The sequence below is a fragment of the Rhodococcus sp. IEGM 1351 genome (genome assembly GCF_030056875.1).
In the GTDB taxonomy this organism is placed as follows: domain Bacteria; phylum Actinomycetota; class Actinomycetes; order Mycobacteriales; family Mycobacteriaceae; genus Rhodococcus_F; species Rhodococcus_F opacus.
On the sequence record NZ_JASHKU010000001.1, the window covers coordinates 433,708 to 459,456 of the forward strand.

The window sequence follows — 25,749 nt, forward strand, 5'->3', positions numbered from 1 at the left end:
GGAGCTGAAGATTCCTCGAGAACCACCGTCAGTGGTGGGCCAAAAGGTCTGTGACCTCGCTGTCCGAGAGTTGATGGAAATCGTCGTACGCGTTGCCGACTCCGCCGAGATCGGCCGGGATGTACGGGCAGACCACCTCGTCGGCGGTCACGCGCAGACGTCCGACGGCCTCCGGGGCCGCCACGGGGACCGCGACGATCACGCGTGCCGCGCCCAGCTTCTTCACCGATTGGCAGGCCACCGCCGCGGTCGCGCCCGTGGCCATGCCGTCGTCGACGAGGACGGCCGTGCGGCCCTTGAGCGACACGCGCGGTTTCCCGCCGCGCAGCACCCGCGCCCGCCGTTCGAGTTCGCGGCGCTCCTTCGCCTCGACCATGGCGAGTGCGGTCTTGCTGATCCGGGCGATGCGGATGACGTCGTCGTTGATCACCCGGGATTCACCCTCACCGATGGCGCCCATGGCGAGTTCCGGCTGCCACGGGACACCCAGTTTGCGGACGAGGACCACGTCGAGGGGCGCAGACAGGGCGGCAGCGATCTCGAACGCGACTGGGACGCCGCCCCGCGGCAGACCGAGCACCACCAGATCGGTGCCGCGCAGGTGCTCCAATGCGGCGGCCAGTCTGCGGCCGGCGTCGGCGCGACTGGTGTACAACATCGAACGCTCCGTGATCGGGGAGAACAGTTCGTCTCCGACGCTACTCCCGATCGGGCCGTTCAGATCTCGCTGACGGTGAATCGGCGCAGGGCGAGTGCGGGGTTCTTCTCCCGCACCTCGGTGATCCGCTCCGCGCTGACCGCCGCGACCGCTGTACCCACCCGCTCACCGAGGGACGCGAGGGTCACGCCCATCGGATCGACGATCATGCTGTTGCCGGCCCCGGTGCGCGCGCTCTGGTCGGCGGCGGCCACGTACACGGTGTTTTCGATGGCGCGTGCCCGCACGAGAGTGGACCAGTGGTCCTCCTTCAACGGTCCGGGCACCCACTGTGCGGGCAGCAGCAGCACGTCGGCGCCCGCGTCGACGATGCGGCGGGTGACCTCGGGGAACCGGAGATCGTAGCAGGTCTGCATGCCGAACGTGAGGCCGTCGACGGCGAAGGTCTCCGGGGCGCCGATCTCCCCGGCGCGGATGACGTCGGATTCCTTGTAGCCGAACGCGTCGTACAGGTGGAGTTTGCGGTAGGTGGCGACGATGTCGCCGCCCGGTCCGAGCGCGACGACGGTGTTGGAGATGTGATCGTCCCCGGGCAACTGCTCGTTGACCCCGGCAATCAGGTGGACCTCGAGTTCCTTCGCGGTCGCGGCCAGCCCGCTGACGAACTCGCCGTCCAGGCCCTCGGCCGACTCGACGATCCGCTCGTCCGTTCTCGGCGCCGTGAACATCGCGTACTCCGGCGCCACCACCACCTTCGCGCCGCGGCCCGCGGCCTCGGCGGCGAGCGTGCGGAGGGTGCGCAGGTTCTCCTGCTTGTCCTGACCGGGAGCGAACTGAATGACAGCGACATCGACCATGCCGTCCACGCTAGGCGACGAGGTGCGGCAGGTGTCTCCCGTCCCGGTCGCCGCGTATTTCCGCGGCGTGGCGATGCACTGTGGACTCGTGCACTAAACTGCTGGTCAATGAGTGATATCGAGCGTGACCCCGAACCCCCCACTTTTGCCGACCTCGACATCGATGATCGGGTCTTGAAGGCACTGTCCGATGTGGGCTACGAGTCGCCTTCGCCGATCCAGGCAGCCACCATTCCGCCCCTCCTCGCCGGCAACGACGTCGTCGGCCTGGCGCAGACCGGCACCGGCAAGACCGCTGCGTTCGCGGTACCGATCCTCTCGAAGATCGACCTGACGCAGAAGTCGCCGCAGGCGTTGGTTCTCGCGCCGACGAGGGAACTGGCGCTGCAGGTCGCGGAGGCGTTCGGCAAGTACTCCGCCCATATTCCGGGCCTGCACGTCCTGCCCATCTACGGCGGTCAGAGCTATGGCGTCCAGTTGTCGGGGCTGCGGCGCGGCGCTCACGTCGTGGTGGGCACGCCCGGTCGGGTGATCGACCACCTGGAGAAGGGCACGCTCGACCTGTCCAAGCTCTCGTACCTCGTCCTGGACGAGGCCGACGAGATGCTGAAGATGGGTTTCCAGGAGGACGTCGAGCGCATCCTCGCCGACACTCCGGAGTACAAGCAGGTGGCGCTGTTCTCGGCGACGATGCCGGGGGCCATCCGCAAGATCTCGAAGCAGTACATGCACGACCCCGTCGAGATCACGATGAAGTCGAAGACGTCGACGGCCTCCAACATCTCGCAGCGGTACGTCCAGGTGGCGCACCAGCGCAAGCTCGACGCCTTGACGCGTGTCCTCGAGGTCGAGGACTTCGAGGCGATGATCATCTTCGTGCGCACCAAGCAGGCCACCGAAGACCTCGCGGAACGACTGCGCTCGCGCGGATTCTCCGCGTCGGCGATCAACGGCGACATCGTGCAGGCGCAGCGTGAACGGACCATCGGCCAGCTCAAGAGCGGCGCCCTCGACATCCTCGTGGCCACCGATGTGGCCGCGCGTGGTCTGGACGTGGACCGCATCTCCCACGTCGTCAACTACGACATCCCGCACGACACGGAGTCGTACGTCCACCGGATCGGCCGCACCGGTCGCGCCGGGCGCGCCGGCGAGGCGCTGCTGTTCGTGGCGCCGCGCGAGCGTCACCTGCTCAAGGCCATCGAGAAGGCGACCCGTCAGCCGCTGGCCGAGATGCAGCTGCCCAGCGTCGACGACGTCAACGCGCAGCGTGTGGCCAAGTTCGGCGACTCGATCACCGAGAGCCTCACGTCCGACAACCTGGCGTTGTTCCGCAAGATGATCGAGGACTACGAGCAGGAGCACGACGTCCCGCTCGCCGACATCGCCGCCGCGCTCGCGGTGCAGTCGCGCGACGGTGAGGCGTTCCTCATGGCGCCCGAACCGCCGCCCGCGCCCCGCCGCGAGCGTGAGCCCCGCGAACGCCCGGCGCGCCGTTTCGACGACGGCCCCCCGACGCGGTCGCGTGGACCGGAGGGCCAGGAGCTCGCGACGTACCGCATCGCGGTCGGCAAGCGGCACCGTGTGGTGCCCGGTGCGATCGTCGGTGCCATCGCGAACGAGGGTGGGCTGCGGCGCAGCGACTTCGGGCACATCAGCATCCGCCCGGACCACAGCCTGGTGGAGTTGCCCGCCGACCTGTCCAGCGAGACCCTCGAAGCCCTGCGCCGTACCCGGATCTCCGGTGTGCTGATTCAGCTGCAGCCCGATTCGGGTCCGCCGTCGGGTCGGCCGCGCGGTGGCCGCGACGATCGGGCAGGCGGAAAGTTCCAGCGCGACCGGGACAGCCGGAAAAGGCCGCGCGAGTAGTTCTCGCGCGGCCGTCCCGAACGGGATCCCCCGGCGATTACGCCGGGGGAGCGGGAGCCGGGGCGGGCTGTGCCGCCTCGGCGGGCAGCGGCCCCTCCTCGGGAACGAAGAACGAACCGACGGTCGGCAGCACGTAGCACGTCGCGTTGGTGTAACCGACGGTGCCGAAGATCGATGCCACGACGGTGCCCGGCCCCGTCGTCACGACCTTGTTCAGCGCCGGGTAGCCGCCGTCGGTGACGCCGTCGAGGGGCAGGATTCCGCTGGCGCCGGTGTTGGTGTTGATCCACGCGACGTTGAGTCCCGACGACTTCACGACACCGGGGTACGCGGAGAGAGCCTGGAAGCTGATCTCGTTGGCCTTCACCTCGGCGGTGGGCCCGGTGGTGCCCGACGCCAGCGTCAGCGTGACCGGTGCGACGGTGCCGCAACCCACGGTCGGTGCGGTGTAGAGGAACGGCGTGTACGCGCCCGCGACATCATGCAGCACGGTCGACGTGGCCAGCGCCTCGACCGCGGCCTTCTCCTCGGGCTTGTCGGCCTGGGTGCGCAGTTCGGCGAGTCCGGGGACGTCCGGGGTGGCCGGTTCCGCCGCTGCCGTGCCCGAGAGGCCGAAAGTCGCCGCGATACCGACCGTTGCCGCCGCGATCGTGCGTCGCATCACGCTCATACCGTCCACCTGAACTCCTCGTTGTCTCGTCCGGGCAGCTCTGCAGCGCCGCCCGAGCGGAGAATTTACCCGAGAGAGTGGAAACAGTCAGGACCAGCTGCCGCCGCCGGCCAGCGTATCGGCGCGTGCACCGTCGAGGGATTGCCGGATGATGTCGGCGTGACCGGCGTGCCGGGCGAGTTCCTCGATCTGGTGCAGCAGCATGTAGCGGACCGTGAAGGTGACTCCCGACGCCATCCACTGCGCCACGTCGGCGGGCAGGTCGACGTCGCGATCCAGATCGGTTTCGGCGGCGACCGCGGCCTCGGTGGCGCGCTGTGCGTCGTCCAAGCGGGCGAGGAGAACGTCGACGGTCTCGTCCTCGGCGACGTTCCATGCGGCCATCCACGCTGCCACCGGATCGTCGCCGACATCGCGCGGGGCCCCGGTGATGCGGGAGGTCATCGCCTCCTCGCCGTCGATCACGTGCTTGAGGAGTGACGCCAGGCTCAACTCGCTGGCGCTGGGCACACTGCGGGCCTGCTCCTCGGTCAGCCCGGACAGCGCGTTGCGGAAGGCGGTGCGCTGGTTGTCCAGCATGAGGAGAAGGAGTCCGCGCTCGTCGGAGATGAGGTTCTGGGTGCTGGGTGATTCGGTCATGCACCCAGTGTGGCGGCAATAGCGGACACCTACTGTCCTCGATCGACACGCTGCGCGCGTCCCCAGCGGTTCGGGCAGGACCGACCTACGATCGAGGCACGTGTCCGGGGAACGCCCCTGTTCCTGTGATCGAGTCGCGAACCGAGGTGCTTATGCCCCTGGAAGATTCGTCGTCGGCCTTCGCCGACCCGTCCCGGGAGGGCGCGGCCCCGCCGGAGCACGACCTGGAAGGCCACATCATCGAGGCCCGGTCCGAGGACTTCTTCCACGCCAGAGAACTGCAGGTGGACAGCGAGTGGTTCAAGACCGCGGTGTTCTACGAGGTTCTGGTCCGCGCGTTCTTCGATTCCTCCGGCGACGGAACGGGCGATCTCCGGGGGCTGACGTCCAAACTCGACTACCTGTCCTGGCTCGGCGTCGACTGCCTGTGGCTGCCACCGTTCTACGATTCGCCGTTGCGCGACGGCGGATACGACATCCGCGACTTCCGCGCCGTGCTCCCCGAGCTCGGGACGGTCGACGACTTCGTCCAGCTGTTCGATCAGGCGCACCGTCGCGGGATCAGAGTCATCACGGACCTGGTCATGAACCACACGTCCGACACGCACGCATGGTTCCAGGAGTCGCGCGCCGACCCCGACGGCCCGTACGGCGACTTCTACGTGTGGTCGGACCGTGACGAAGGGTATCCGGAGGCGCGCATCATCTTCGTCGACACGGAGACGTCCAACTGGACGTGGGATCCGGTGCGCAAGCAGTACTACTGGCATCGCTTCTTCTCCCATCAGCCGGACCTGAACTACGACAATCCCGACGTCCAGGACGCGATGATCGACGTGCTGCGGTTCTGGTTGGACCTCGGAATCGACGGCTTCCGGTTGGACGCCGTGCCCTATCTGTTCGAGCGGGAGAGCACCAACTGCGAGAACCTGCCCGAGACCCATGCGTTTCTCAAGAAGTGCAGGGCAGTCATCGACGCCGAGTACCCGGGGCGGGCACTGCTCGCCGAAGCCAACCAGTGGCCGTCGGACGTCGTGGAGTACTTCGGGGAACCGGACGTGGGCGACGAGTGCCACATGGCGTTCCACTTCCCGCTGATGCCTCGCATCTTCATGGCCGTGCGGCGGCAGAACCGGTTCCCGATCTCCGAGATCCTCGCGCAGACCCCACCGATTCCGAGCTCGTGCCAATGGGGAATCTTTCTCCGGAACCACGACGAGCTGACGCTCGAAATGGTGTCGGACGAGGAGCGCGACTACATGTATTCCGAGTACGCACAGGATCCGCGGATGAAGGCGAACATCGGCATCCGCCGACGTCTCGCTCCGTTGCTCGAGAACGACCGCAACCAGCTCGAGCTGTTCACCGCGCTGCTGCTGAGCCTGCCGGGTTCGCCCGTCCTCTATTACGGGGACGAGATCGGCATGGGCGACAACATCTGGCTCGGCGATCGGGACTCGGTGCGCACGCCGATGCAGTGGACTCCCGACCGCAACGCCGGATTCTCCCGCGCCGACCCGGCGCGAATGTACTTGCCGGTCATCATGGATCCCACGTACGGCTACCAGTCGGTGAACGTCGAGGCGCAGATGAACTCGACCAACTCGTTGCTGCACTGGACCCGGCGCCTGATCCAGGTCCGCAAACAGCATCCGGCGTTCGGAACGGCGTCGTTCACCGAACTCGGCAGCGCGAACCCGGCCGTCCTGTCGTATGTTCGGGAGACGCCGCCGAGCCAGGACCGGCCGTACAGCGACGTCATTCTGTGCGTCAACAACCTGTCCAGGTTCCCGCAGGCGGTGATCCTGGACCTCACCCAGTTCGCCGGCCGAATTCCCGTGGAGCTCACCGGTTCCGTTCCCTTCCCCTCCATCGGGGAGGACGGGTACATGATCACACTCCCCGGTCACGGATTCTTCTGGTTTGCGCTGGAACCGGATCCGAAGTCCGACGGCGCGGTGAGCGGCCACCCGGTCAGCAGCGAAGCGGAACAGGCGGTGCAGCAGTGAACGAACCCAGCAGTGAACGCATTCCCGACGAGACCCTCGAGCGGCAACTCGTCCGTTGGTTGCCGGACCGGCGGTGGTTCGCCGCCAAGGGCACCACCATTTCGGCGGTGCGGATCCTGCTGCGCCACGAGCTGATGGCGGTCTCCGGCTTCTCCGCCGAGCATCTCCTGGTGTCGGTGGAGTTCGAGGCGGGGCCGCCGCAGGTGTACCAGATACCGCTGGGGTTCCGCAGTCATCTACCCGAGGACCTCGAGCCGTGGGCGCTGCCGGACGGCGACGGAAACATCATGATCGCGTACGACGGCCTGCACGATGCCGAGATCATCACCCTGTATGCCGACTTGCTGTCGGAGGCCGAGGGTTCCGGGCCGGTGCAGTTGAAGACCGTGCCGGGCACGATGATCGAAGCGGGGCTCCGCGGGCGGACGCTCGGCGCGGAGCAGTCGAACACGTCGGTGGTGCTGGGGGAGAAGCTCCTGATGAAGATCTTCCGTCTGGTCACGCCGGGGGTGAACCCGGACGTCGAACTCCACCTCGCGCTCGCCGAGGCGGGCTGCGAGTACGTGGCGACGCTGCGGGCGTGGATGGAGACGGACGTGGCCGGGATTCTGACCACCCTTGCGATGGTGCAGGATTTCGAGGCCAACTCGGCGGACGGGTGGAGCATGGCGCTCGGCAGCGTCCGCGACCTCCTGATCGAAGCGGATCTCCACGCCGCGGAGTTGGGGACGGACTTCGCCGGTGAGTCCTACCGGATGGGCGCCGCGGTCGCCGAGGTGCACGCGACCCTGGCGCGTGCGCTCGGGGCGGAGGAACGACAGGTGGCGTCGACGACCGTGGAGGCGATGACGCGCAGGCTGGACGCCGCCACCTCGATCGTTCCCGAACTGGGAGAGGTGGCCTCGGCGGTGCGGGGCAAGTTCGCCGAGGCGGAAGCTCTGGGCGCCACCACCGTCCAGCGGATTCACGGCGACCTCCACCTCGGTCAGGTGCTGCGGACGCCGGAGCGGTGGCTGCTGATCGACTTCGAGGGGGAGCCCGCCAAGACGCTCGACGAGCGCCGGGAACGGGACAGTCCGTTGCGGGACGTCGCGGGAATGCTGCGGTCGTTCGACTACGCCGCTCACCACCTGCTGGCCGATTCGGTGCCGATGGGAGCGATGGGGGCGGCGTCGCAGCGGGACTTCCGCGCGAGGGAGTGGGCACAGCGCAACGCCGACGCCTTCTGCGAGGGCTATTCCTCCGTGTCGGGCACCGACCCGCGTGAGGCGGCGGCGTTGCTGCGGGCTTACGAACTCGACAAGGCGGTGTACGAGACCGTGTACGAGGCGCGGAACCGCCCGCATTGGATCGGCCTGCCCCTCTCGGCCATTCGCAGACTCACCGGAGTACCTCGGTGAGGGTGGGGGACGACACCGTGCCCGTGTCGAACTGAGTGCGATACAGCTCCTCGTACCGGCCGCCCGCGGCGAGCAGTTCGGAGTGGGTGCCGCGTTCGACGATGCGCCCGGCCTCGACCACGAGGATCAGATCGGCGGCGCGGACGGTTGACAGCCGGTGCGCGATCACCACCGCGGTCCGTCCGGCGAGGGCTTCGCCCAGCGCCTCCTGGACGGCGGCCTCGGACGTGGAGTCGAGGTGCGCCGTTGCCTCGTCGAGGATGACCACCCGCGGATGCGCGAGCAGCAGGCGCGCGATGGTCAGCCGCTGGCGTTCGCCTCCCGACAGCCGGTAGCCGCGTTCGCCGACCACTGTGTCGAGGCCGTCGGGCAGGGCGGCGACGAGGTCGGTGAGCCGCGCCCGTTCCAGCACCTCCGCGAGTTCGGCCGGCGTGGCGCCCGGGCGGGCGAGCAGGAGGTTGGCACGCACGGTGTCGTGGAAGAGGTGCCCGTCCTGAGTCACCATGCCGACGGTGGCCCGCACGGAGTCGGCGGTCAGGTCGCGCACGTCCACCCCGCCGAGTTTCACCGAGCCGGCGTCTGCGTCGTAGAGCCGGGGAACCAGTTGGGCGATGGTGGACTTGCCTGCTCCGGACGATCCCACCAGCGCGACCATCTGCCCGGGTTCGGCGCGGAACGACAGCTGGTGCAGCACGTCGACGCCGCCGCGGGTGTCGAGGGTCGCGACCTCTTCGAGCGACGCCAGCGACACCTTGTCGGCCGAGGGGTATGCGAACTCGACGGAGTCGAACTCCACCGACACGGGGCCCTCGGGCACCGCGACCGCGTCGGGCTTCTCCGCGATCAGCGGCTTCAGGTCGAGGACCTCGAAGACGCGCTCGAAGCTCACCAGCGCGCTCATCACGTCCATGCGTGCGCTGGCCAGTGCGGTGAGGGGCGAGTACAGCCGGGTCAGCAACATCGCCATCGCGACGACGGCACCCGCGTCGAGTTGTCCGCGCAGTGCGTAGAACCCGCCCAGCCCGTAGACGAGCGCCAGCGCGAGAGCGGACACGAGAGTGAGCGCGGTGACGAACACCGACTGCAGCATCGCCGTGCGGACGCCGATGTTCCGTACCCGCCGGGCACGGACCGCGAACTCGGCGGACTCCTCGGACGGGCGGCCGAACAGCTTCACGAGTGTGGCACCCGGTGCCGAGAACCGCTCCGTCATCTGAGTGCTCATCACCGAATTGTGGTTGGCTGCCTCACGATTGAGTTGCGCCAGCCGCGCTCCCATCTTGCGGGCGGGCAGGACGAAGATCGGCAACAGCAGCAGCGCGCACAGCGTGATCTGCCAGGAGATCCCGATCATCACGATGAGCGTGATGCCGAGCGTGACGAGGTTGGACACCACGCCCGACAGCGTGTCGCTGAACGCGCGCTGCGCACCGATCACGTCGTTGTTGAGGCGGCTGACCAGCGCGCCGGTGCGAGTGCGGGTGAAGAACGCGATCGGCATCCGCTGCACGTGGTCGAACACGGCGGTCCGCAGGTCGAGGATCAGGTTCTCACCGATGCTCGCGGACAGCCACCGCGTCCACAGGGCGAGTGCGGATTCGAGTACGGCGATGACCGCGATGAGCGCCGCGAGGCGCACGACGACGGACACCGCGTCGCCCCCGACGATGGCGTTGACGACACGGCCCGCCAGCACCGGGGTGGCCACGGCCAGCGCGGCCGTGACGACGCTGAGCAGCAGATACCACCCGAGGCTGCGTCGATGCGGCAGGGCGAATCGGGCTATCCGCCGCAACGTCGTGCGGGAGAAGGGTCGACGATCCTCTTGGGCGTGCATCGCGTTGTACATCGCGTTCCACGCCGTGACTTCCATGCTCATGCCAGCGGCCTCCTGTCGCTATCCCCCCACGGTAGAGCCGGGGTATGACACGACGGTAGAACCTCAACGTTACTCGAGGTCAAGCTGCGGGCGGGAAGCGCTACTTCGCGACGTCCACGACCACCCGCGTCGGATCGGACAGGGCCGACACCGTGAAGGGACGGTCCGGTCGGGTCACGCCGATGAACGACTGCGTGACACCTTCGAACACGAGCGCGCCGTTCACCTCGGTCACCGTGCCGCCGGGAACACCGGGCACCGGGTTGGGGCCCGAGTACCCCTCCACATCGCTGTCGAACGGGTACGCCGAGCCGTCGATCTGCACCTGCAGGATGCCGTTGCCCGACACCGGGATCGTCTTGCCGCTGCCGTCCTGCACCGCCTCGTCCACGTATGCGACCCGCCAGCCCGGCGTGCCCTTGCCGCCGAGTTCGTACACCACGCGGTCGAATCCCTCGTGCTCGCCGACGCGGACGTCGGTGACCGTGAGCTTCGCGGACTCGGACGCCGCGGACGATTTCGGCGACGCGTCCGTCGGGATCGGCGCCGACTCGGATTCGAGGGCGCTGCTGGTGGTGGCGGCCGCGGCCGGTGACGTCGCCGCCACACTGCTGGCGGAGTTCGACTCCGAGCATCCGGTGAGCGTCAGGGTCAGGGCGCAGGCGGCGAACGCGGCGAAAGGACCGATCCGGTGGTTGATCATGATCCGATCGTAAGCCGGAGCCGATCAGACACGAGGAAGCCCCTGGCGTGGCGTCGCGATCGCGTCCAGGTACAGCCAATTGCCGTCCTCCCGGACGAATCGGCTGTTCTCGTGCAGCGATTCGCGGTGGCCGTCCAGTACGTAGTGCGCGCGGAACTCGACGGTGCCGGTGGTGTCGAGCAGTCCGCCGCCGCTCGTGCCCAGGATGTCGAGGCGGGTCCAGCGCTGCTCCGGATCGAGGTCGAGAGTCCTGGGCCGCGTGCTCGGATGCCACGTCGCGAGCAGGTAGTCGGCATCCAGCACGGCGAACGCGCTGAACCGTGATCGCATGAGGCGTTCGGCCGTGGGCGCCGTCGTCTCGCCGCGGTGATACCTCCCGCAGCACTCGTCGTACGGTTCACCGAGCAGACAGGGGCATCGAGCGGTCACGGTTCCAGTATGGACGGCGGTCACACGAGTTTGTGGGCGCGGTCCTTCCAGTACGGCGCGCGGAGTTCCCGCTTGAGGATCTTGCCGGTGGGGTTGCGGGGCAGCAGATCGACGATGTCGACCGTCGTCGGGCACTTGAACTTCGCCAGACGCTGGCGGGTGTAGTGGATCAGCTCGTCCGGTTCGATACTCGTCCCGGTCACCGGCACCACGACAGCCTTGACCGTCTCACCCCAGTGGTCGTCGGGCACGCCGATCACCGCCACCTCCGCCACCGCCGGATGCTCGACGAGCACCCGTTCGATCTCGGGGGAGTACACGTTCTCACCGCCGGTGATGATCATGTCCTTCAGCCGGTCCTCGATGAACACGAAACCGTCGGCGTCCGCGCGTCCCATGTCGCCGCTGCGCAACCATCCGTCGGCGGTGACGGCCTCCGCCGTCGCCTCGGGCTTGCCGAGATACCCGGGCGTGCGTTGTTCCGAACGCCACCACAATTCCCCCGTCTCGCCGGGGGCGACGTCCTCGGCGGTGGCCGGGTCCACGATGCGCATCTCCACACCGGGAATGGGCTGGCCCGCCGACGCCATCCTCTCCTCCTGCGCCGGGTCGCGATGCACCTCGGGCAGCAGAGCGGTGACGACACCCGCGCACTCGGTCATTCCGTAGACCTGGACGAACTCCGTCTCCGGCCAGGCCGCGAGCGCGCTGCGCAGCAACGGCAGCGGCATCGGCGCCGCGCCGTACGTGATGCGATGCAGCGCGCTGAACGCGGCCACGGCCTGCTCGCCCGCGGCCAGCACTCCGGCGATCACCGGCGGCACCAGGAACGCGATGTTCGCACCCGCCGCGAGCGCGCCGAACAGGGACGGGGCGTCGGCCTCCCTGGTGAAGTGGCATCGGGCGCCGGCGTGCACGCCCATGATCGCGTAGCAACTGCCGCCGACGTGGAACAGCGGCATGGCGACGAGCAGGCAGTCGTCGTGCCGCGCGGGCAGGATCTCGAGCACGGCGGCGCTGTGGGCGATCAGGTTGCGGTGGGTCAGCTGAACCCCCTTCGGCCTGCCGGTGGTTCCCGAGCTGTACAGGATCAGGGCGGTCGCATCCGCTCCGACCTCCGGTGGCGACGACAGCACGGACGCCTCGGCGAGCCACGGCTCGAACTCGTCGTGCTCTCCGCCGACGGTGATGATCTGCTCGATGCCGGTCAGCCGGTCGCGCAGTGCCATGACCTGTTGCAGGAACTCGTTGCCCACGAACAGGATCCGCGCCCCGGAATCGTTGATCACGTAGTCGAGTTCCTCACCGGCCAATCGCCAGTTGGGGACTGCGGCGGCCGCGCCGAGGAGCGAGGCGGCGTAGGTGACCTCGAGGCAGGACAGATGGTTCTTGTCGACGAACGCGACCGTGTCGCCCGCCCCGATTCCGCCCTCCGCCAAGGCTCCCGCGATGTGCAGGATCCGGTCGTGCCATCCGGACCACGTGTATTCGGTGCCCTGGAACTGCACGGCGACGTCATCCGGTCGGACCTGCGCCCAGTGCGCGAGTCGGTCGAAGATGATCTCGTTGTCGGCGTCCGACATGCGCCCACCTCTCGTCTGTGACGTCAGTCACATCAGGCTAATAGTCGGTGATCCGATCAGTGACGTTTTGCCTCACGCGGCCGAACTGCTTCGGCTCTGTGTGTCCGCGCGTCGCAGCGCGGCGGTGCCGACGGCGCCGACCACGATCAGAGTGATGCCCAGCCAGTCGGGGTCGTTGTCGGTGACGAGCATCGCGATCCCCACGCCGACCACGAACGGCGGCAGGAAGTCGAACAGTTTGACGAGGGGCGGTGCCACTTCTTCCGGTTCTCCGGGCGCCCGCGGCGCCTGCGCGCTCGCCACGTCCGGATACCACTCGGTGAAGGACAGCGCGAACAGCAGCGCTCCGATCGGGATGATCCAGCCCGTCCAGAAATTGTCCGGCTGGTCGAGGACCAGGTCGCCGTACAGTCCGGCCGCTGCCGATACCGTGAAGGACAGCGCCCACACCAGCGTGATGAGCTGGTTGACCTTGAGGAACAGCGGCGAGGTCCAATATTCCTCGGGCGTGGTCTCTTTCGCGTACGGCAGGGTGAACGGACTGCGTAGCAGCAGCGAGCCGAACGCGAACGCGACCAGCGCCAGGCTCGACATCTCGCCCGACCACTTCTCCAGCCACGTGATCAGGTCGTCGGACGCGAACAGTCCGATGGCGGCGAGGCAGCCGAAATAGAGGATGTCGAACACTTCGAGGGGTTTGAGGGTTCCGCCGCGGCGGTGGCTGAGGAACAGGAACAGAATCGACAACCCGAGAGCGGTGGCGACCGATTCCTCGAACCGCCCGGGACCGGACAGCAGCGACATCAGGATCCACGGCGCCAGGCCGGCGAAGGGTGATTGCAGGAACGCGTCGAGGAACCGCGATCCCGCCCGGGGTTGGGGGGATTCGTTGGCCATGAGGCTCTCCTTCGCACCGGCGATACCGGAATTCTCCCAGGTCGGTACTTCCGTCGTGGGCGTTTCCGCGCGGGTCTCCGTGTCCGAGATCACGGCCGCGGGGACCCAAGATCAGGGTGGTCCCTGATGGCGGGGCGCCGCGGGTGTCGACAAGATGGAGGAGTGCGCCGCGCGTGCACCGTCCCGGCCCGTCACCACGGGGCCGGACCGCCACAAGAGGAATGACGAAAGGCGATCATGAGCACGCATGCCCCCGCTGTCGCTGCCCGTGCTGTCGAGCTGTCCAAGACGTACGGCACCGGCGACACCCAGGTTCACGCGCTCAGCGCGGTATCCGCCGAGTTCGCCCGTGGTGAGTTCACCGCGATCATGGGACCGTCCGGTTCCGGTAAGTCGACGCTGATGCACTGCCTGGCAGGTCTCGACGCGGCCAGTTCGGGTTCCGTCCTGATCGGCGACACCGAGTTGACGACGCTGACGGACAAACAGATGACGCAGCTGCGACGCGACCGCATCGGTTTCGTGTTCCAGGCGTTCAACCTGGTGCCGACGCTGACGGCACTGGAGAACATCACCCTTCCGCTGGACATCGCGGGCCGCAAGCCGGACGCCGCGTGGCTCGAGAACGTGCTCACCAAGCTCGGACTGCAGGACCGTCTCGAGCATCGCCCCGGCGAGTTGTCCGGCGGTCAGCAGCAGCGGGTCGCGTGCGCCCGCGCCCTGGCCGGGCAGCCGGAGATCATCTTCGGCGACGAGCCCACCGGCAACCTCGACTCGAAGTCGTCGGGTGAGGTGCTGGCGATCCTGCGGGCGGCGGTGGACGAGTTCCACCAGACCGTCGTCATCGTCACGCACGATCCCCGCGCGGCGGCCTACGCCGACCGGGTGGTCTTCCTCGCCGACGGCAAGATCGTCGACGAACTGCGGGACCCGACGGCCGATTCGGTCCTCGACACGATGAAGCGACTCGACGAGCCCGCCCACGCCCTCGCGTCCGACGCGGCGGTCTGACCGCATGGCGTCCACATCCAGCGCTCCGATGCGCAAGGTGTCGCTGCGCAATCTGGCGGCACACAAGGTTCGGCTGGCACTGACGGTGCTGTCCGTGGTGCTCGGCACCGCGTTCGTCGCAGGCTCCTTCGTCTTCACCGACACACTCCAGAAGACGTTCGACTCGATCTTCGAGAACACCGCGCAAGGGGTCGACGTCCGCGTGTCGAGCGAGGAGCGCAACTCCAGCGGAGTGCCCCTCGCCGACCTCGACACCATCACCGCGCTCGACGGAGTGCGCGCGGTGGCACCAGCCGTCAGCGGGCAGATCGTCCTCATCGACTCCGACGGCGCCGCCGTCCAGACTGGTGGTGCGCCGAGCATCGGCGAGTCGTACCTCCCGCCGGGTCAGGCGCTCGGTGAACCCGACGAATACGTTCGGGGCGGCCCGCCGGCCCAGGTCGGTCAGATGGCCGTCAACGCCAGTGCCGCCGAACGCGCGCAACTGGCGGTCGGCGACACCACCAAGGTTCTCGTGCCCGCTCGCGGCATGGTCGACGTCACCGTCTCCGGCATCTACGACACCGGCAACGAGACCGGTGGATTCATCGGCGCGACGTTCGTCGACTCGCAGGCCCGCGAACTGTTCACCGACGGCAAGCACGTCGAGTACATCGACGTCGCCGGAACGGGTCCGTCCCAGACCGAATTGCGCGACGAGATCGCCGCGGCCCTTCCCGACGCGAAGGTCCAGACCGGCGACGAGGTGCGCGAGGAAACCAAGGCGCAGGTGACGGAGGCGCTGAGCTTCATCAACTACTTCCTCCTCGCATTCGGTGCGATCGCCCTGCTCGTCGGCACGTTCATCATCTACAACACGTTCTCGATGATCGTGGCCCAGCGCCTGCGCGAACTGGCGCTGCTCCGCGCGATCGGTGCCAGCCGCAAGCAGGTGGGCCGTTCCGTGGTCTTCGAGGCCCTCGTGGTCGGCGTGATCGGCAGCGCGATCGGGATCGCCGCCGGCGTCGGCCTGGCCTACGGTCTGCGCGGACTGCTGAACGCGTTCGACGTCGGTCTGCCCGAGGGGCCCCTGCAGGTGGGGCCGCGCACGATTCTCATCGCCCTCGTGGTCGGGGTGCTGGTGACGACGATCAGCGCGTACGCGCCCGCCCGGCGCGCGTCCAAGGTGCCGCCGGTCGCGGCGATGCGGGAGGAATTCGCGTCTACCGGTGACTCGCTGCACGTGCGGACCGTCGCCGGCGCCGTCCTCGGGGTACTCGGCGTCGTGGGACTCGTGATCGGTTCGCGCGGCACGGGTGGGGGCGCGGCCGCCGTCGTCGGTGCCGGCGCGCTCGGTCTGATCCTGGCCGTGCTGTTCGCTGCGCCTGCGTTGTCCCGGCCGATCGTCGGGGCGCTCGGAGCGGTACTGGCCAAGCCGTTCGGCCCGGTCGGGCGCCTGGCCCGCACCAATGCCGTGCGGAATCCGCGTCGTACCGCCGCCACCGCGTTCGCGCTGACGCTCGGTCTGATGCTCGTGTCCGTGATCGGCGTGTTCGGCGCGTCCGCGAAGGCCAGCGTCAACCAGCTCGTCGACTCGGGGGTGTCCGCCGACTACGTGCTCACCGGCCCCAACCAGATCGGTGTGCCTAGCGGCGCGGCGAGGGCCGTGCGGAACCTCGACGACGTCCAGAGCGCCGCCGCCCTGCATCCGGTGTCCGTGAAGGTCGACGACGAGCAGCAGCAGGGCGCGTCGCTGGACGGCCCGCTCGAGGGCGTCCTCGACTACAAGCTCGTCGCGGGCGGCGCCGATCTGACGGGTAACCACCTCATCGTGTCCCAGACGACGGCCGCGCAGAAGGGCTGGACACTGGGGACAACCGTCCCGATGACGAGCGCGGACGGCAAGGTCGTCGACGCCGAGGTGACAGGTGTCTTCGAGGACAACCAGCTGGTCGGCGACTGGCTCGTCTCGGACGACGTGTACCGCCAGGTGATGCCCGCCGCGACCATTCCCGATCTGGCTGTCCTCGTCGACGCGAAGCCGGGTGCAGATCTGACGCAGCTGCGCGCCGACCTCGAATCCGCGACCAAGCAGTTCGTCGTGGTTCAGGTGCAGGACCGCGAACAGTTCAAGGGAACACAGGGGCAACAGATCGACACACTCCTCGCCATCCTCTACGGATTGCTCGCACTCGCCGTCGTGATCGCGATTCTCGGCATCATCAACACGCTCGCGCTGTCGGTGGTCGAGCGTCGGCGGGAGATCGGCATGCTCCGCGCGGTCGGAATGCAGCGGTCCCAGATGCGTCGCACGATCTACCTTGAGTCGATGCTGATCGCGGTGTTCGGTGCGGCCGTCGGCGTGCTGCTCGGCATCGCATTCGGCTGGGGTTTCGTGAGCACCCTGAAGGACCAGGGGCTCGACCAGGTGACGGTGCCGTGGGGGCAGGTGATAGCGATGCTCCTCGGATCCGGCGTGGTCGGCGTCCTCGCCGCGCTGTGGCCGGCGAGCCGGGCCGCCCGCACCCGGCCGCTGGAGGCCATCGCCGATCTCTGACCCGTGAGTACTTGTCAACCGCCCGCGGTTGACAAGTACTCACGGGTGCGGAGCGCGTTTGATATGACTTGTGCCAGAGATGTGATGGCGGTCATGTTCGTCGCAGGGGCAGATTGGGCGGGTACGGGGACAGTGCAGAGAATTGTGATCGTCGGAGCGGGCCTGGCAGGTCTGCGCACAGCCGAGGAACTCCGGCGGGCCGGATACGAGGGTGACCTGGTGCTTCTCGGCGGTGAACCGCACCTTCCGTACGACCGCCCGCCGCTGTCGAAGGAAGTGATGCGCGGGGAGAAGAGCGACACCACACTCAAGCCGCGCGAGTTCTTCGACGAGAAGAACATCCAGTTGCGTCTGGGGGTCGAGGCGGCCTCGGTGGACACCGGTTCCCGCATCCTGAGACTCGCGGACGGCACCGAACTCGGCTACGACGAACTGGTGATCGCCACCGGCCTCGTGCCGCGGCGGATACCGGGTCTGCCCGACCTCGCGGGCGTCCACGTTCTCCGGTCCATCGACGAGAGCCTGGCGTTGCGCGCGGACCTCGCCGAGGCCAAGCGGGCCCTGATCGTCGGGGCGGGCTTCATCGGCTGCGAGCTGGCGGCGAGCATGCGGGCCGGTGGTCTCGACGTGGTGGTGGTGGAGCCGCAGCCGACACCGCTCGCGTCCGTGCTCGGCGAGAAGATCGGCGGACTCGTCGCCCGGCTGCACACGGACGAGGGAGTCGACCTGCGTGCCGGTGTCGGGCTCACCTCGCTGGTGGGCACGGACCGCGTCACCGGAGCCGTCCTCGGCGACGGAAGCGAGGTGGACGTCGACGTGGTGGCGATCGGAGTCGGCTCGGTGCCGGTCACCGCGTGGCTCGACGGCTCGGGCGTCGAACGGGACAACGGTGTGGTGTGCGACGGCGTGGGACGCACGGCGGTCCCGCACGTATGGGCAGTCGGCGACGTGGCCGCGTGGCAGCTGAAGGTGGGCGGTCGCAAACGCGTCGAACACTGGAGCAATGCCGGTGAGCAGGCCAAGATCCTCGCCGGGGCGTTGACCGGGACCGGCGACGAGAACGCCGCCGCTCAGGTGCCGTACTTCTGGAGCGACCAGTACGACATCAAGATCCAGGCACTGGGCACGGTGGCGGCCACCGACGAGGTGCACGTGATCAAGGACGACGGCCGCAAGTTCCTCGCCTACTACGAGCGGGACGGCATCCTGGCGGGTGTCGTCGGCGCCGGCATGGCGGGGGGCGTCATGAAGATGCGGGGCAAGATCGCGGCGGGAACTCCGATCGGGGAGGTCCTCGAGGCCGCGTCGGCGTAGGCCGCCGGGCGGGGGCGCGATAGATTCTCCGGGTGATTGTTGCGCTCATCGACTCGGGTCTCGGCATGTTGCCGACGTCGGCGTGGCTGCGCAAGTTGCGACCGGAACTGGATCTGATCCTCGCTCTGGATCCGGACGGGGCTCCGTGGGGTCCCAAGCCGGAACAGTGGGTGATCGACCGCGTTCTCGCGACCGCGCAGCGCTGCCTCGACCGCGGAGCCGAGGTGATCGTGCTGCCGTGCAACACGGCGAGCGTCACGGCGCTCGACCACGTCCGGGAGTTCGTCGGACCGGCTGTTCCGGTCGTCGGCACGGTTCCGGCGATCAAGCCGGCGGCCGCCGCGTGTCCGTCGGTGGCCGTCTGGGCGACCGCGGCGACCACGGCGAGCCGGTATCAGGCCGATCTGATCGAGAAGTTCGGGAACGGCAGTTCCGTGGTGGGTGTCGCGTGCCACGGTCTCGCCGAGGCGATCGACCGCGGCGAGCGGGACGCGGCCACCGCTGCCATCGCCTCCGCCGTGGAGCGCACACCCGACGACGTGGGCGGGGTGGTGCTGGGCTGCACCCACTATCCGTTGATGGCCGACGAGATCGCGGCGCAGCTTCCCGCCGGGGTGCGGTTGTTCGACAGCGCGGAGGCGGTGGCGGCGCAGACCCTCCGCCGTATCGATGCGTTGAACCGTCCGAGCGCGGGGGAGGGCACCGTCGAGGTCTTCCTCAGCGGCAGGCCCGGGCGGCTGCCCGCGAGCGCCGAGGCGTTCCCCGCCGGTCAGCTGTTGTCGGCGGGGCGTTCTCAGCCGAGCTGAACCATCCCGGCCGCCACGACGCGTGCGACGTTGTCGAGTTCCTCGCCGTGCCGTCGCGGCAGGTCGTCGAGGTCGTGGAGGCGGTCGTTGCCCGCCACGGAGAACATCGCGGCCACCCACGCCGTCGCGCAGGCCCGGAGCGTCCCGGGTTGCACGGGGTAGGGCGAACTGGCCTGCAGGAGACGCTCGGTGATGTCGCTGAGGTAGTCGCGGAACCGCCGCAGGTGTGCACGGACGTCCGGGTGGGTCTCGGCCTCGCGCCAGATGATCACGCGCATCACCGACGAGTGGTGATCGCGCAGATTCAGCGCGTTGTCGAGGTTGACGAGGCTGGCGGCGGGGTCGCCCGGAGTCACCAGGGGGGCCACGTCGCCGAAGGGTTCGGTGGGCAGTCTCTCTGACAGCAGCGCCAGAAGGATGTCGGTTTTGGAGGGGAAGTAGTAGAACACCAGTCCTTTCGGGACGTGCGCGGCAGAGGCGATCGATGCGGTGGACGTGGCATCGAATCCGTGTACGGCGATGAGGGATTCGGCGGCGTCGAGAATCAGTTCCCGGGCGTCGCCGTCGATCTTCGCGCTGCGCCGCCGCCGGCCTTTCCGCGGTTGGAGGCCACCGGGCTTACCGAGATGAGGTGCTGGCATGGGCCTTTCCGGACGTGAACGGCGGGGCGCAGGCCGTAAGCCTGCGCCCCGCCCCAATCGATGTTCTCGGTGCTGTGGTTCACAGATCAGTGATGTGTCGCCAGACCTCCGTGTCCGTGCATCCGGGAACTCATCATCGGCAACCCCGTGACAGCCACGACGACTGCCAGGACACCGACGACCCATGCGGTCCACGACGCGCCCGTGAATGCGTCGAAGTTCATCACCCACGGGGAGAGGAACAACAGCACTCCGAAGACGGCCATCGCGTACTCGGCCACGGTCATCTCCGGGCGGCTCATGTGGACGAGACCGGAGAGGGCCACGAGTACACCGAGCACGATGAGTGACCACATCGCGGCGTTGTTGGTGTCGAGCCACAACGGCGAGAGCGCCGCGAAGGCTCCGATCACGATCGCCACCACATCTTGCATACGACTCCACGATCTCATGTCCAGCCTCCTCGAAATGGATTGTGTCCACCTCGAGTACACGCCTGATTGACCGACCGATCAATACCTGGCTCGTTGCAGTCGGATAACGCGAACTGCAGGTCAGAGTATGTTTCGTGATTTTTGCCCGTGCTGTCGCGGCGGCTGTCGGCCCCCTGTGGGACAGTGCCTTCGTGACTTCCACCGCGGACGACGTGAAGCGCGCACTCGACGAGTTGTCGGACGAGACCGACGCCGTCAATCTGGCACGGTTCTTCAAGACCGGTCCGGGGGAGTACGGGGAGGGCGACGTCTTCATCGGCGTGCGGGTTCCCGGGACGCGCAGCGTGGTTCGTGCGCACGCCGATCTGGACCTTCCGGAGGTGACGGTGCTCCTCGACAGTCCGGTGCACGAGCATCGACTGGCGGGGCTGCTGGTGCTCGCGACGCAGTTCGACCGGGCGGCGAAGGCAGACGACGACGCCCTGCGCGAGAAGATCGCGACCTTCTACCTCGACGTGGTGATGCGGGGACGGGTGAACAACTGGGATCTGGTGGACTCGTCCGCCGACCGGATCCTGGGCGCGTGGCTGTACGACCGGCCGCGCGCCCCGGTGTTCGATCTGGCCGCGGACGACGACCTCTGGCGGCGCCGTGTCGCGCTGCTCAGTACGTTCGGTTTCATCCGCCGAGGTGACGCCTCCACGACGCTCGAGGTCGCGGAGCGTGTTCTCGGTGATCGCCGCGACCTCACGCAGAAGGCGACGGGCTGGATGCTGCGCGAGGTCGGCAAGCGGGTCGACCACGACCTGCTCACCGGTTTCCTCGACCGGCACGCCGCGGCGATGGGCCGCACCGCCCTGACGTATGCGTGCGAGCATCTGACCGCAGAGGAGCGTGCGGGCTACCGCGCGATGCGGTGACCGGATACCCGCTACATTCGGTGGCATGACTGCTCCCGCGCCCACTCGCCGCCGCCGACGTGCCGGGGTGATCCTCGGCGCCGTCGTCGCTGTGATGGTCGTCGTGGCGGGAGGGGTGTTGTGGCTCGCGCCGGACCGCTATCTACCGTGGGACACCGCAGAATTCCCGGCCGTCGACACATCCGCGTTGTCGCCGCAGCAGGCACGGATCGTCGGGCTGCTCGAGGCCGAACACGACAGGCAGCGGCCGGGCACGTTCTACTCCGAAGGGGTCGAGGAGCCCTGGTGCGCGGACTTCGTCAGCTGGATCATGCGGGAAGCCGGCCTGCCTCTGGCGAATCCGAATTCCGGGCACTGGCGGATTCCCGGGGTCTACACGTTGCAGGAGTACTACGAGTCGCAGTCGCGGTTCGAGGAGGTCGGGGGCGGATACCGCCCGACCGTCGGGGACGTGGTGCTCTACGACAACAGCAGCTGGGTCGGCCAGCACACCAATGTCGTCGTCGCGGTGGACGGGGACACCGCTACGACGGTCGGCGGCAACGAGTTCGGCCGTATCCGCGTCCACACCGTGGACTGGACGAGCGACTCCGCCGTCGTCGGCTTCGGCCGGCTCGGGTGAGCGGAGTCAGAATTCGATCTTGAGGTGGTCGGTGACCGGCCGGGCCTGGCAGCCCAGGATGTAGCCGCTCTCGATGTCCTCGGGGTCGAGGATTTCGCTGTTCTCCATCTCGACCTTGCCCTCGAGCACGGTGCACGCGCAGGACCCGCACTCGCCCTCCTGGCAGGAGTAGGGCACGTCGATTCCCTTGGCCAGCATGATGTCGACGAGGGTCTGCTTGCGGGGCCAGCTCAGGTTGTGGATCTCGCCGTCGAGTTCCACCTCCACGGTGGCGGCGTCGGCGGCCTCGTCGTCGGTGACCTCCACGACGTCGGCGTCACGGAACGGGTCGCCGGCCAGCGAGTTGAACACTTCGGCGTGCACCTGGCTGCGGGGCATCCCGGCGTCGGCGAGCGCCTTGTGGATGGTGTCCATGAACGGCACCGGTCCGCACATGAATGCTTCGTGCCCCAGGTAGGGCGCGACGGCGGAGGCGAGTTGATCGACGCTCGGCAGTCCCTGGACCGTCTCGAGCCAGTGGATGGACACGAGCCGTGACGGGTACCGGCTCGCGAGCGTGCGGAGTTCCTCCGCGAAGATGACCGACTTCTCGTCGCGGTTGGCGTAGAAGAGCACGACCTTGCCGGACCCCTCGGTGAGGGCGGACTTGAGGATCGAGATCACCGGCGTGACGCCACTACCTGCCGCGAACAGCAGGAAGTCGTGGTCCAGTGACTTGGGGGTGAACACTCCCGACGGGGGGAGGACCTCGAGGGTGTCGCCGACGGCGATGTTGTCGCAGAGCCAGTTGGACCCGTAGCCCTCGGCCGTCCGCTTGACGGTCACCTTGGGGGCGTCGTCGGTGAACGGTGAGCTGGCCAGCGAGTAGCACCGGGCGACCGAGCCCGTGCGGTCGCTGGGGATGCGCAGGGTGAGGAACTGGCCCGGCTTGTAGGCGAACTTGTCGGCGAGGTCTGCCGGGACGTCGAAGACCAGTGACCGGGAGTCGGGGGTTTCCTCGACCACGCCCGACACGGTGAGCACCACCGATCGTGAGCTGTGCGGCACCTCGACAGTCGTCATCGTGTGTGCAGTCCTTCCGTACTTCGCAGCGCCGGAACGCTCGCTTGCCTGCTCCAAATATAGAACAGGTTCTAGTTTTTGCCTAGCGGGTGGACTCCGCGTGAAGTGGACATCCTATCGAGTGCCGCCCCCTCCGGCTCGGCCCGGCCGCACCTGCCCGTTCGGGCAGTTTGTGCGCCGCGGTCGGACGGTTCGGCCCCGCAGGCCTGTAACCGGGGCCCGAACTAGGTCACAGTGGATTCCAGGTGAGACGCCGATCACATCGAGTGCGTCCCCTTCCGCAACGCTTCAGATCCGACATCGACTAATCGAGGAGACGGCCATGGCCATCGAGCTCAACCAGATCTGGGACTTCCCCATCAAGGAATTCCACCCGTTCCCGCGGGCACTGATGGGAGTGGGCGCCCACGACATCATCGGCGTCGAGGCGAAGAACCTCGGATTCAAGAGGACCCTGCTCATGACCACGGGCCTGCGCGGCTCGGGCATCATCGAGGAACTGGTCGGCAAGATCGAGTACCAGGGCGTCGAGGTCGTGCTCTACGACAAGGTCGAGTCCAATCCCAAGGACTACAACGTCATGGAAGCCGCCGCGCTCTACCAGAAGGAGAAGTGCGATTCGATCATCTCCGTCGGCGGCGGCTCGAGTCACGACGCCGCCAAGGGCGCCCGGGTGGTGGTCGCGCACGACGGCCGTAACATCAACGAGTTCGAGGGATTCGCGAAGTCCACCAACAAGGAGAACCCACCCCACATCGCCGTATCCACCACGGCCGGTACGGGTTCGGAGACATCGTGGGCGTACGTCATCACCGACACGTCGGACATGAACAACCCGCACAAGTGGGTGGGATTCGACGAGGCGACCATCGTGACCCTCGCGATCGACGACCCGCTGCTGTACTACACCTGCCCCCAGCACTTCACGGCGTACTGCGGATTCGACGTTCTCGCGCACGGCAGTGAGCCGTACGTGTCGCGTCTCGACTTCGCGCCGTCGCTCGGCAACGCGCTGTACTCGGTGGAACTGGTCGCGAAGAACCTGCGGGAGGCCGTGTTCGAGCCGCGCAACCTGAAGGCCCGCGAGGGAATGATGAACGCGCAGTACATCGCCGGCCAGGCATTCAACTCCGGCGGCCTCGGCATCGTGCACTCCATCTCGCACGCGGTCAGCGCGTTCTTCGACAGCCACCACGGCCTGAACAACGCCATCGCCCTGCCCCGCGTCTGGGAGTACAACCTGCCGTCGCGGTACGAGCGCTACGCTCAGCTGGCTGGAGCGCTGGGCGTGGACACCCGCAACCTCACCACGGTGCAGGCAGCGGACGCAGCGGTCGAGGCGGCCATCCGCCTGGCGAAGGACGTCGGCATTCCGGACAACTTCGGTCAGGTGCGCACCGACTCGTACGACAAGAACCAGATGAACACCAAGAAGTACGAGGGTCGCGGTGACACCATCCGGGGCGACGAGAAGACCGTGCGGGCCATCTCCGAGCACATCCAGGGCGACTGGTGCACACCGGGCAACCCGCGCGAGGTGACGGTCGAGTCGATGCTCCCCGTGGTCGATCACGCGATCAACAACGCGTACTGACCGACCGCAGAAGACTCGCGTCCGGGGCGGGCGCCTCACCCCAGCCCGGCCCCGCCCCGGACGCGTTCCCACCACCACACCGCTGACGAAGGACGGACGCCCCGATCATGACTGCACCGCACACAGCCCCGGAACCGGAGGACATCCGCTTCGCCGACGGCGCGGAACTGAAGGAGGCGTTGCGCGAGGTCGACTACATCGCCGACGACGAGTTCGCGGTGGTCGTCCACCTGGCGACCGCGCTCGAGCGCCCGCTGCTGCTGGAGGGGCCTGCCGGCGTCGGCAAGACGGAGCTGGCGAAGTCGCTGGCCGAGGCGTCGGGGCGGAAGCTCGTTCGGCTGCAGTGCTACGAAGGTCTCGACGACAACCGGGCCCTGTACGAGTGGGACTACGCGAAACAGCTTCTGCACGTGCAGATGTTGCGCGACCGCATCGGTGAGAAGATGGCCGCGTTCGACGATGTCGCCGAGGCGTCGCAGTTCCTGGCCGCGCAGGATTTCGGATTGTATTCGGAGAAGTTCCTGTCGGTCCGCCCGCTGCTCGAGGCGATCCTGTCACCGGAACCGGTGGTGCTGCTCGTCGACGAGGTGGACCGCACCGAGGAGTCGATGGAGGCGCTGCTCCTCGAAGTTCTCGCGGAGGGACAGGTCACCATCCCCGAAGTGGGGACGTTCACCGCGCGGTCGGCGCCGTGGGTGATCCTGACGTCCAACGACACTCGTGAACTGTCGCCCGCACTCAAGCGTCGTTGCCTGCACTACCACCTCGGCTACCCGACACCACAGCGCGAGCGGGACATCGTGACGGCCAAGGCCCCCGAGGTCGAGGAGGCCGTCGCGGCGGACGTGGTGGATCTGGCTCGCACGCTGCGGCAGTTGCCGCTCCGCAAGAGTCCGTCCATCGCGGAGGTCATCGATGCGGCCCGGGCGGCGGTGGTCCTGAAGTCGACGGGAGTGGCCGTGAGTTCGCAGGCCGAGGTCCGCGACATCCTGCTCACCGCCCTGCTGAAATACACCAGCGACGTCGAACTGGTCCGCACCCGGCTCTCCGGCGAACAGCCTGTCCCGGCGGACGACGGCGAAACCGCTCCGGCCGGGCCGGTGGAGCGGGTGACGGTCGCATCGCGGCCGGCCAACACCACCACGGCCGTCTTCCGCGGGCACGGTGGCCGCGACCGGGGCGGCGTCGGCGCGGGTCGGCAGGGCAGGCGCTGACG

At 68.0% G+C, this 25,749-nt stretch carries 23 protein-coding genes; 11 read left to right on the forward strand and 12 right to left on the reverse strand.

The genetic code is table 11. The annotated features are described in order from the left end of the window. Nucleotides 1-28: 28 nt before the first annotated feature. Together QM806_RS02065 and QM806_RS02070 are read right to left on the reverse strand one after the other, a co-directional pair. Nucleotides 29-658 (reverse strand): phosphoribosyltransferase, encoded by a 630-nt coding sequence (locus QM806_RS02065; RefSeq protein ID WP_005253762.1) that lies wholly within the window; start codon nucleotides 656-658, stop codon nucleotides 29-31. Between the two features lie 59 nt (nucleotides 659-717). Further along, complete coding sequence (locus QM806_RS02070; protein WP_054245434.1) at nucleotides 718-1,515, reverse strand: carbon-nitrogen hydrolase family protein; 798 nt, start codon at nucleotides 1,513-1,515, stop codon at nucleotides 718-720. Nucleotides 1,516-1,623: 108 nt separating this feature from the next. Between QM806_RS02070 and QM806_RS02075 the strand changes: the two genes are divergently transcribed. Continuing rightward, nucleotides 1,624-3,384 (forward strand): DEAD/DEAH box helicase, encoded by a 1,761-nt coding sequence (locus QM806_RS02075; RefSeq protein ID WP_005253764.1) that lies wholly within the window; start codon nucleotides 1,624-1,626, stop codon nucleotides 3,382-3,384. Nucleotides 3,385-3,421: 37 nt separating this feature from the next. On the opposite strand, the gene QM806_RS02080 is transcribed toward QM806_RS02075, so the two are convergent. Beyond that, a complete protein-coding gene (locus QM806_RS02080; RefSeq protein WP_005573939.1) occupies nucleotides 3,422-4,054 on the reverse strand; it encodes a hypothetical protein in 633 nt (210 codons plus the stop codon). Between the two features lie 87 nt (nucleotides 4,055-4,141). Beyond that, complete coding sequence (locus QM806_RS02085) at nucleotides 4,142-4,693, reverse strand: mycothiol transferase (protein ID WP_005253766.1); 552 nt, start codon at nucleotides 4,691-4,693, stop codon at nucleotides 4,142-4,144. A gap of 152 nt (nucleotides 4,694-4,845) precedes the next feature. On the opposite strand from QM806_RS02085, the gene treS reads away from it, so the two are divergent. Next, the gene (treS, locus tag QM806_RS02090; RefSeq protein ID WP_169693547.1) at nucleotides 4,846-6,702 is read left to right on the forward strand and encodes a maltose alpha-D-glucosyltransferase; all 1,857 of its coding nucleotides are present in this window, start codon (nucleotides 4,846-4,848) and stop codon (nucleotides 6,700-6,702) included. Beyond that, nucleotides 6,699-8,102 carry a maltokinase N-terminal cap-like domain-containing protein gene (locus tag QM806_RS02095; protein WP_133986462.1) on the forward strand — a complete coding sequence of 468 codons (1,404 nt, stop codon included), beginning with the start codon at nucleotides 6,699-6,701 and terminating at the stop codon, nucleotides 8,100-8,102. The genes treS and QM806_RS02095 overlap by 4 nt, the downstream gene beginning before the upstream one ends. Here QM806_RS02095 and QM806_RS02100 read toward each other — a convergent pair. From QM806_RS02100 to QM806_RS02120, 5 genes are all read right to left on the reverse strand, one after another. Then, nucleotides 8,083-9,981, reverse strand: coding sequence for an ABC transporter ATP-binding protein (locus tag QM806_RS02100; protein WP_005239412.1), 1,899 nt, complete (start codon nucleotides 9,979-9,981; stop codon nucleotides 8,083-8,085). The two genes, QM806_RS02095 and QM806_RS02100, sit on opposite strands and share 20 nt — an antisense overlap. A gap of 100 nt (nucleotides 9,982-10,081) precedes the next feature. Next, nucleotides 10,082-10,684, reverse strand: a complete 603-nt coding sequence (locus QM806_RS02105; RefSeq protein ID WP_054245417.1) for an AMIN-like domain-containing (lipo)protein — start codon at nucleotides 10,682-10,684, stop codon at nucleotides 10,082-10,084. A 24-nt stretch (nucleotides 10,685-10,708) separates the two neighbouring features. Beyond that, a complete protein-coding gene (locus tag QM806_RS02110; protein WP_005573931.1) occupies nucleotides 10,709-11,137 on the reverse strand; it encodes a YchJ family protein in 429 nt (142 codons plus the stop codon). Further along, on the reverse strand, nucleotides 11,134-12,696 hold the full coding sequence (locus QM806_RS02115; RefSeq protein ID WP_120659366.1) for a long-chain-fatty-acid--CoA ligase: 1,563 nt from the start codon (nucleotides 12,694-12,696) through the stop codon (nucleotides 11,134-11,136). Before QM806_RS02115 ends, QM806_RS02110 begins: the two co-directional genes overlap by 4 nt. Before the next feature lie 72 nt (nucleotides 12,697-12,768). After that, the gene (locus QM806_RS02120) at nucleotides 12,769-13,686 is read right to left on the reverse strand and encodes a DUF3159 domain-containing protein (RefSeq protein WP_169693546.1); all 918 of its coding nucleotides are present in this window, start codon (nucleotides 13,684-13,686) and stop codon (nucleotides 12,769-12,771) included. A gap of 144 nt (nucleotides 13,687-13,830) precedes the next feature. Between QM806_RS02120 and QM806_RS02125 the strand changes: the two genes are divergently transcribed. From QM806_RS02125 to QM806_RS02140, 4 genes are all read left to right on the forward strand, one after another. Further along, on the forward strand, nucleotides 13,831-14,604 hold the full coding sequence (locus tag QM806_RS02125; protein WP_005253776.1) for an ABC transporter ATP-binding protein: 774 nt from the start codon (nucleotides 13,831-13,833) through the stop codon (nucleotides 14,602-14,604). Nucleotides 14,605-14,608: 4 nt separating this feature from the next. Next, on the forward strand, nucleotides 14,609-17,140 hold the full coding sequence (locus QM806_RS02130; RefSeq protein ID WP_283290175.1) for an ABC transporter permease: 2,532 nt from the start codon (nucleotides 14,609-14,611) through the stop codon (nucleotides 17,138-17,140). Nucleotides 17,141-17,224: 84 nt separating this feature from the next. After that, nucleotides 17,225-18,454, forward strand: coding sequence for an NAD(P)/FAD-dependent oxidoreductase (locus QM806_RS02135; protein WP_169693553.1), 1,230 nt, complete (start codon nucleotides 17,225-17,227; stop codon nucleotides 18,452-18,454). A 32-nt stretch (nucleotides 18,455-18,486) separates the two neighbouring features. Beyond that, nucleotides 18,487-19,260, forward strand: a complete 774-nt coding sequence (locus QM806_RS02140) for a glutamate racemase (RefSeq protein WP_005253779.1) — start codon at nucleotides 18,487-18,489, stop codon at nucleotides 19,258-19,260. On the opposite strand, the gene QM806_RS02145 is transcribed toward QM806_RS02140, so the two are convergent. Together QM806_RS02145 and QM806_RS02150 are read right to left on the reverse strand one after the other, a co-directional pair. Further along, nucleotides 19,248-19,901: a TetR/AcrR family transcriptional regulator gene (locus tag QM806_RS02145; RefSeq protein ID WP_005253780.1), complete on the reverse strand. Its 654-nt coding sequence runs from the start codon at nucleotides 19,899-19,901 to the stop codon at nucleotides 19,248-19,250. The genes QM806_RS02140 and QM806_RS02145 overlap by 13 nt on opposite strands. Nucleotides 19,902-19,987: 86 nt before the next feature. Further along, complete coding sequence (locus QM806_RS02150) at nucleotides 19,988-20,353, reverse strand: SPW repeat domain-containing protein (RefSeq protein WP_025432213.1); 366 nt, start codon at nucleotides 20,351-20,353, stop codon at nucleotides 19,988-19,990. A gap of 173 nt (nucleotides 20,354-20,526) precedes the next feature. Here QM806_RS02150 and QM806_RS02155 point away from each other — a divergent pair, with 173 nt between their 5' ends. Continuing rightward, entirely contained in the window at nucleotides 20,527-21,255 is a 729-nt protein-coding gene (locus QM806_RS02155; protein WP_283290180.1) for a DNA alkylation repair protein, read from the forward strand. 25 nt (nucleotides 21,256-21,280) lie between these two features. Next, nucleotides 21,281-21,877 carry a CHAP domain-containing protein gene (locus QM806_RS02160; protein WP_039950378.1) on the forward strand — a complete coding sequence of 199 codons (597 nt, stop codon included), beginning with the start codon at nucleotides 21,281-21,283 and terminating at the stop codon, nucleotides 21,875-21,877. Nucleotides 21,878-21,883: 6 nt separating this feature from the next. Here the strand turns inward: QM806_RS02160 and QM806_RS02165 are convergent, their stop codons facing one another. Then, nucleotides 21,884-22,939 carry a ferredoxin--NADP reductase gene (locus QM806_RS02165; RefSeq protein ID WP_005253784.1) on the reverse strand — a complete coding sequence of 352 codons (1,056 nt, stop codon included), beginning with the start codon at nucleotides 22,937-22,939 and terminating at the stop codon, nucleotides 21,884-21,886. Between the two features lie 322 nt (nucleotides 22,940-23,261). Between QM806_RS02165 and mdo the strand changes: the two genes are divergently transcribed. Together mdo and QM806_RS02175 are read left to right on the forward strand one after the other, a co-directional pair. Then, on the forward strand, nucleotides 23,262-24,533 hold the full coding sequence (mdo, locus tag QM806_RS02170; protein ID WP_005573920.1) for an NDMA-dependent methanol dehydrogenase: 1,272 nt from the start codon (nucleotides 23,262-23,264) through the stop codon (nucleotides 24,531-24,533). Between the two features lie 107 nt (nucleotides 24,534-24,640). Further along, a complete protein-coding gene (locus QM806_RS02175) occupies nucleotides 24,641-25,747 on the forward strand; it encodes a MadB family AAA-type ATPase (RefSeq protein ID WP_120659364.1) in 1,107 nt (368 codons plus the stop codon). Nucleotides 25,748-25,749 lie beyond the last annotated feature (2 nt).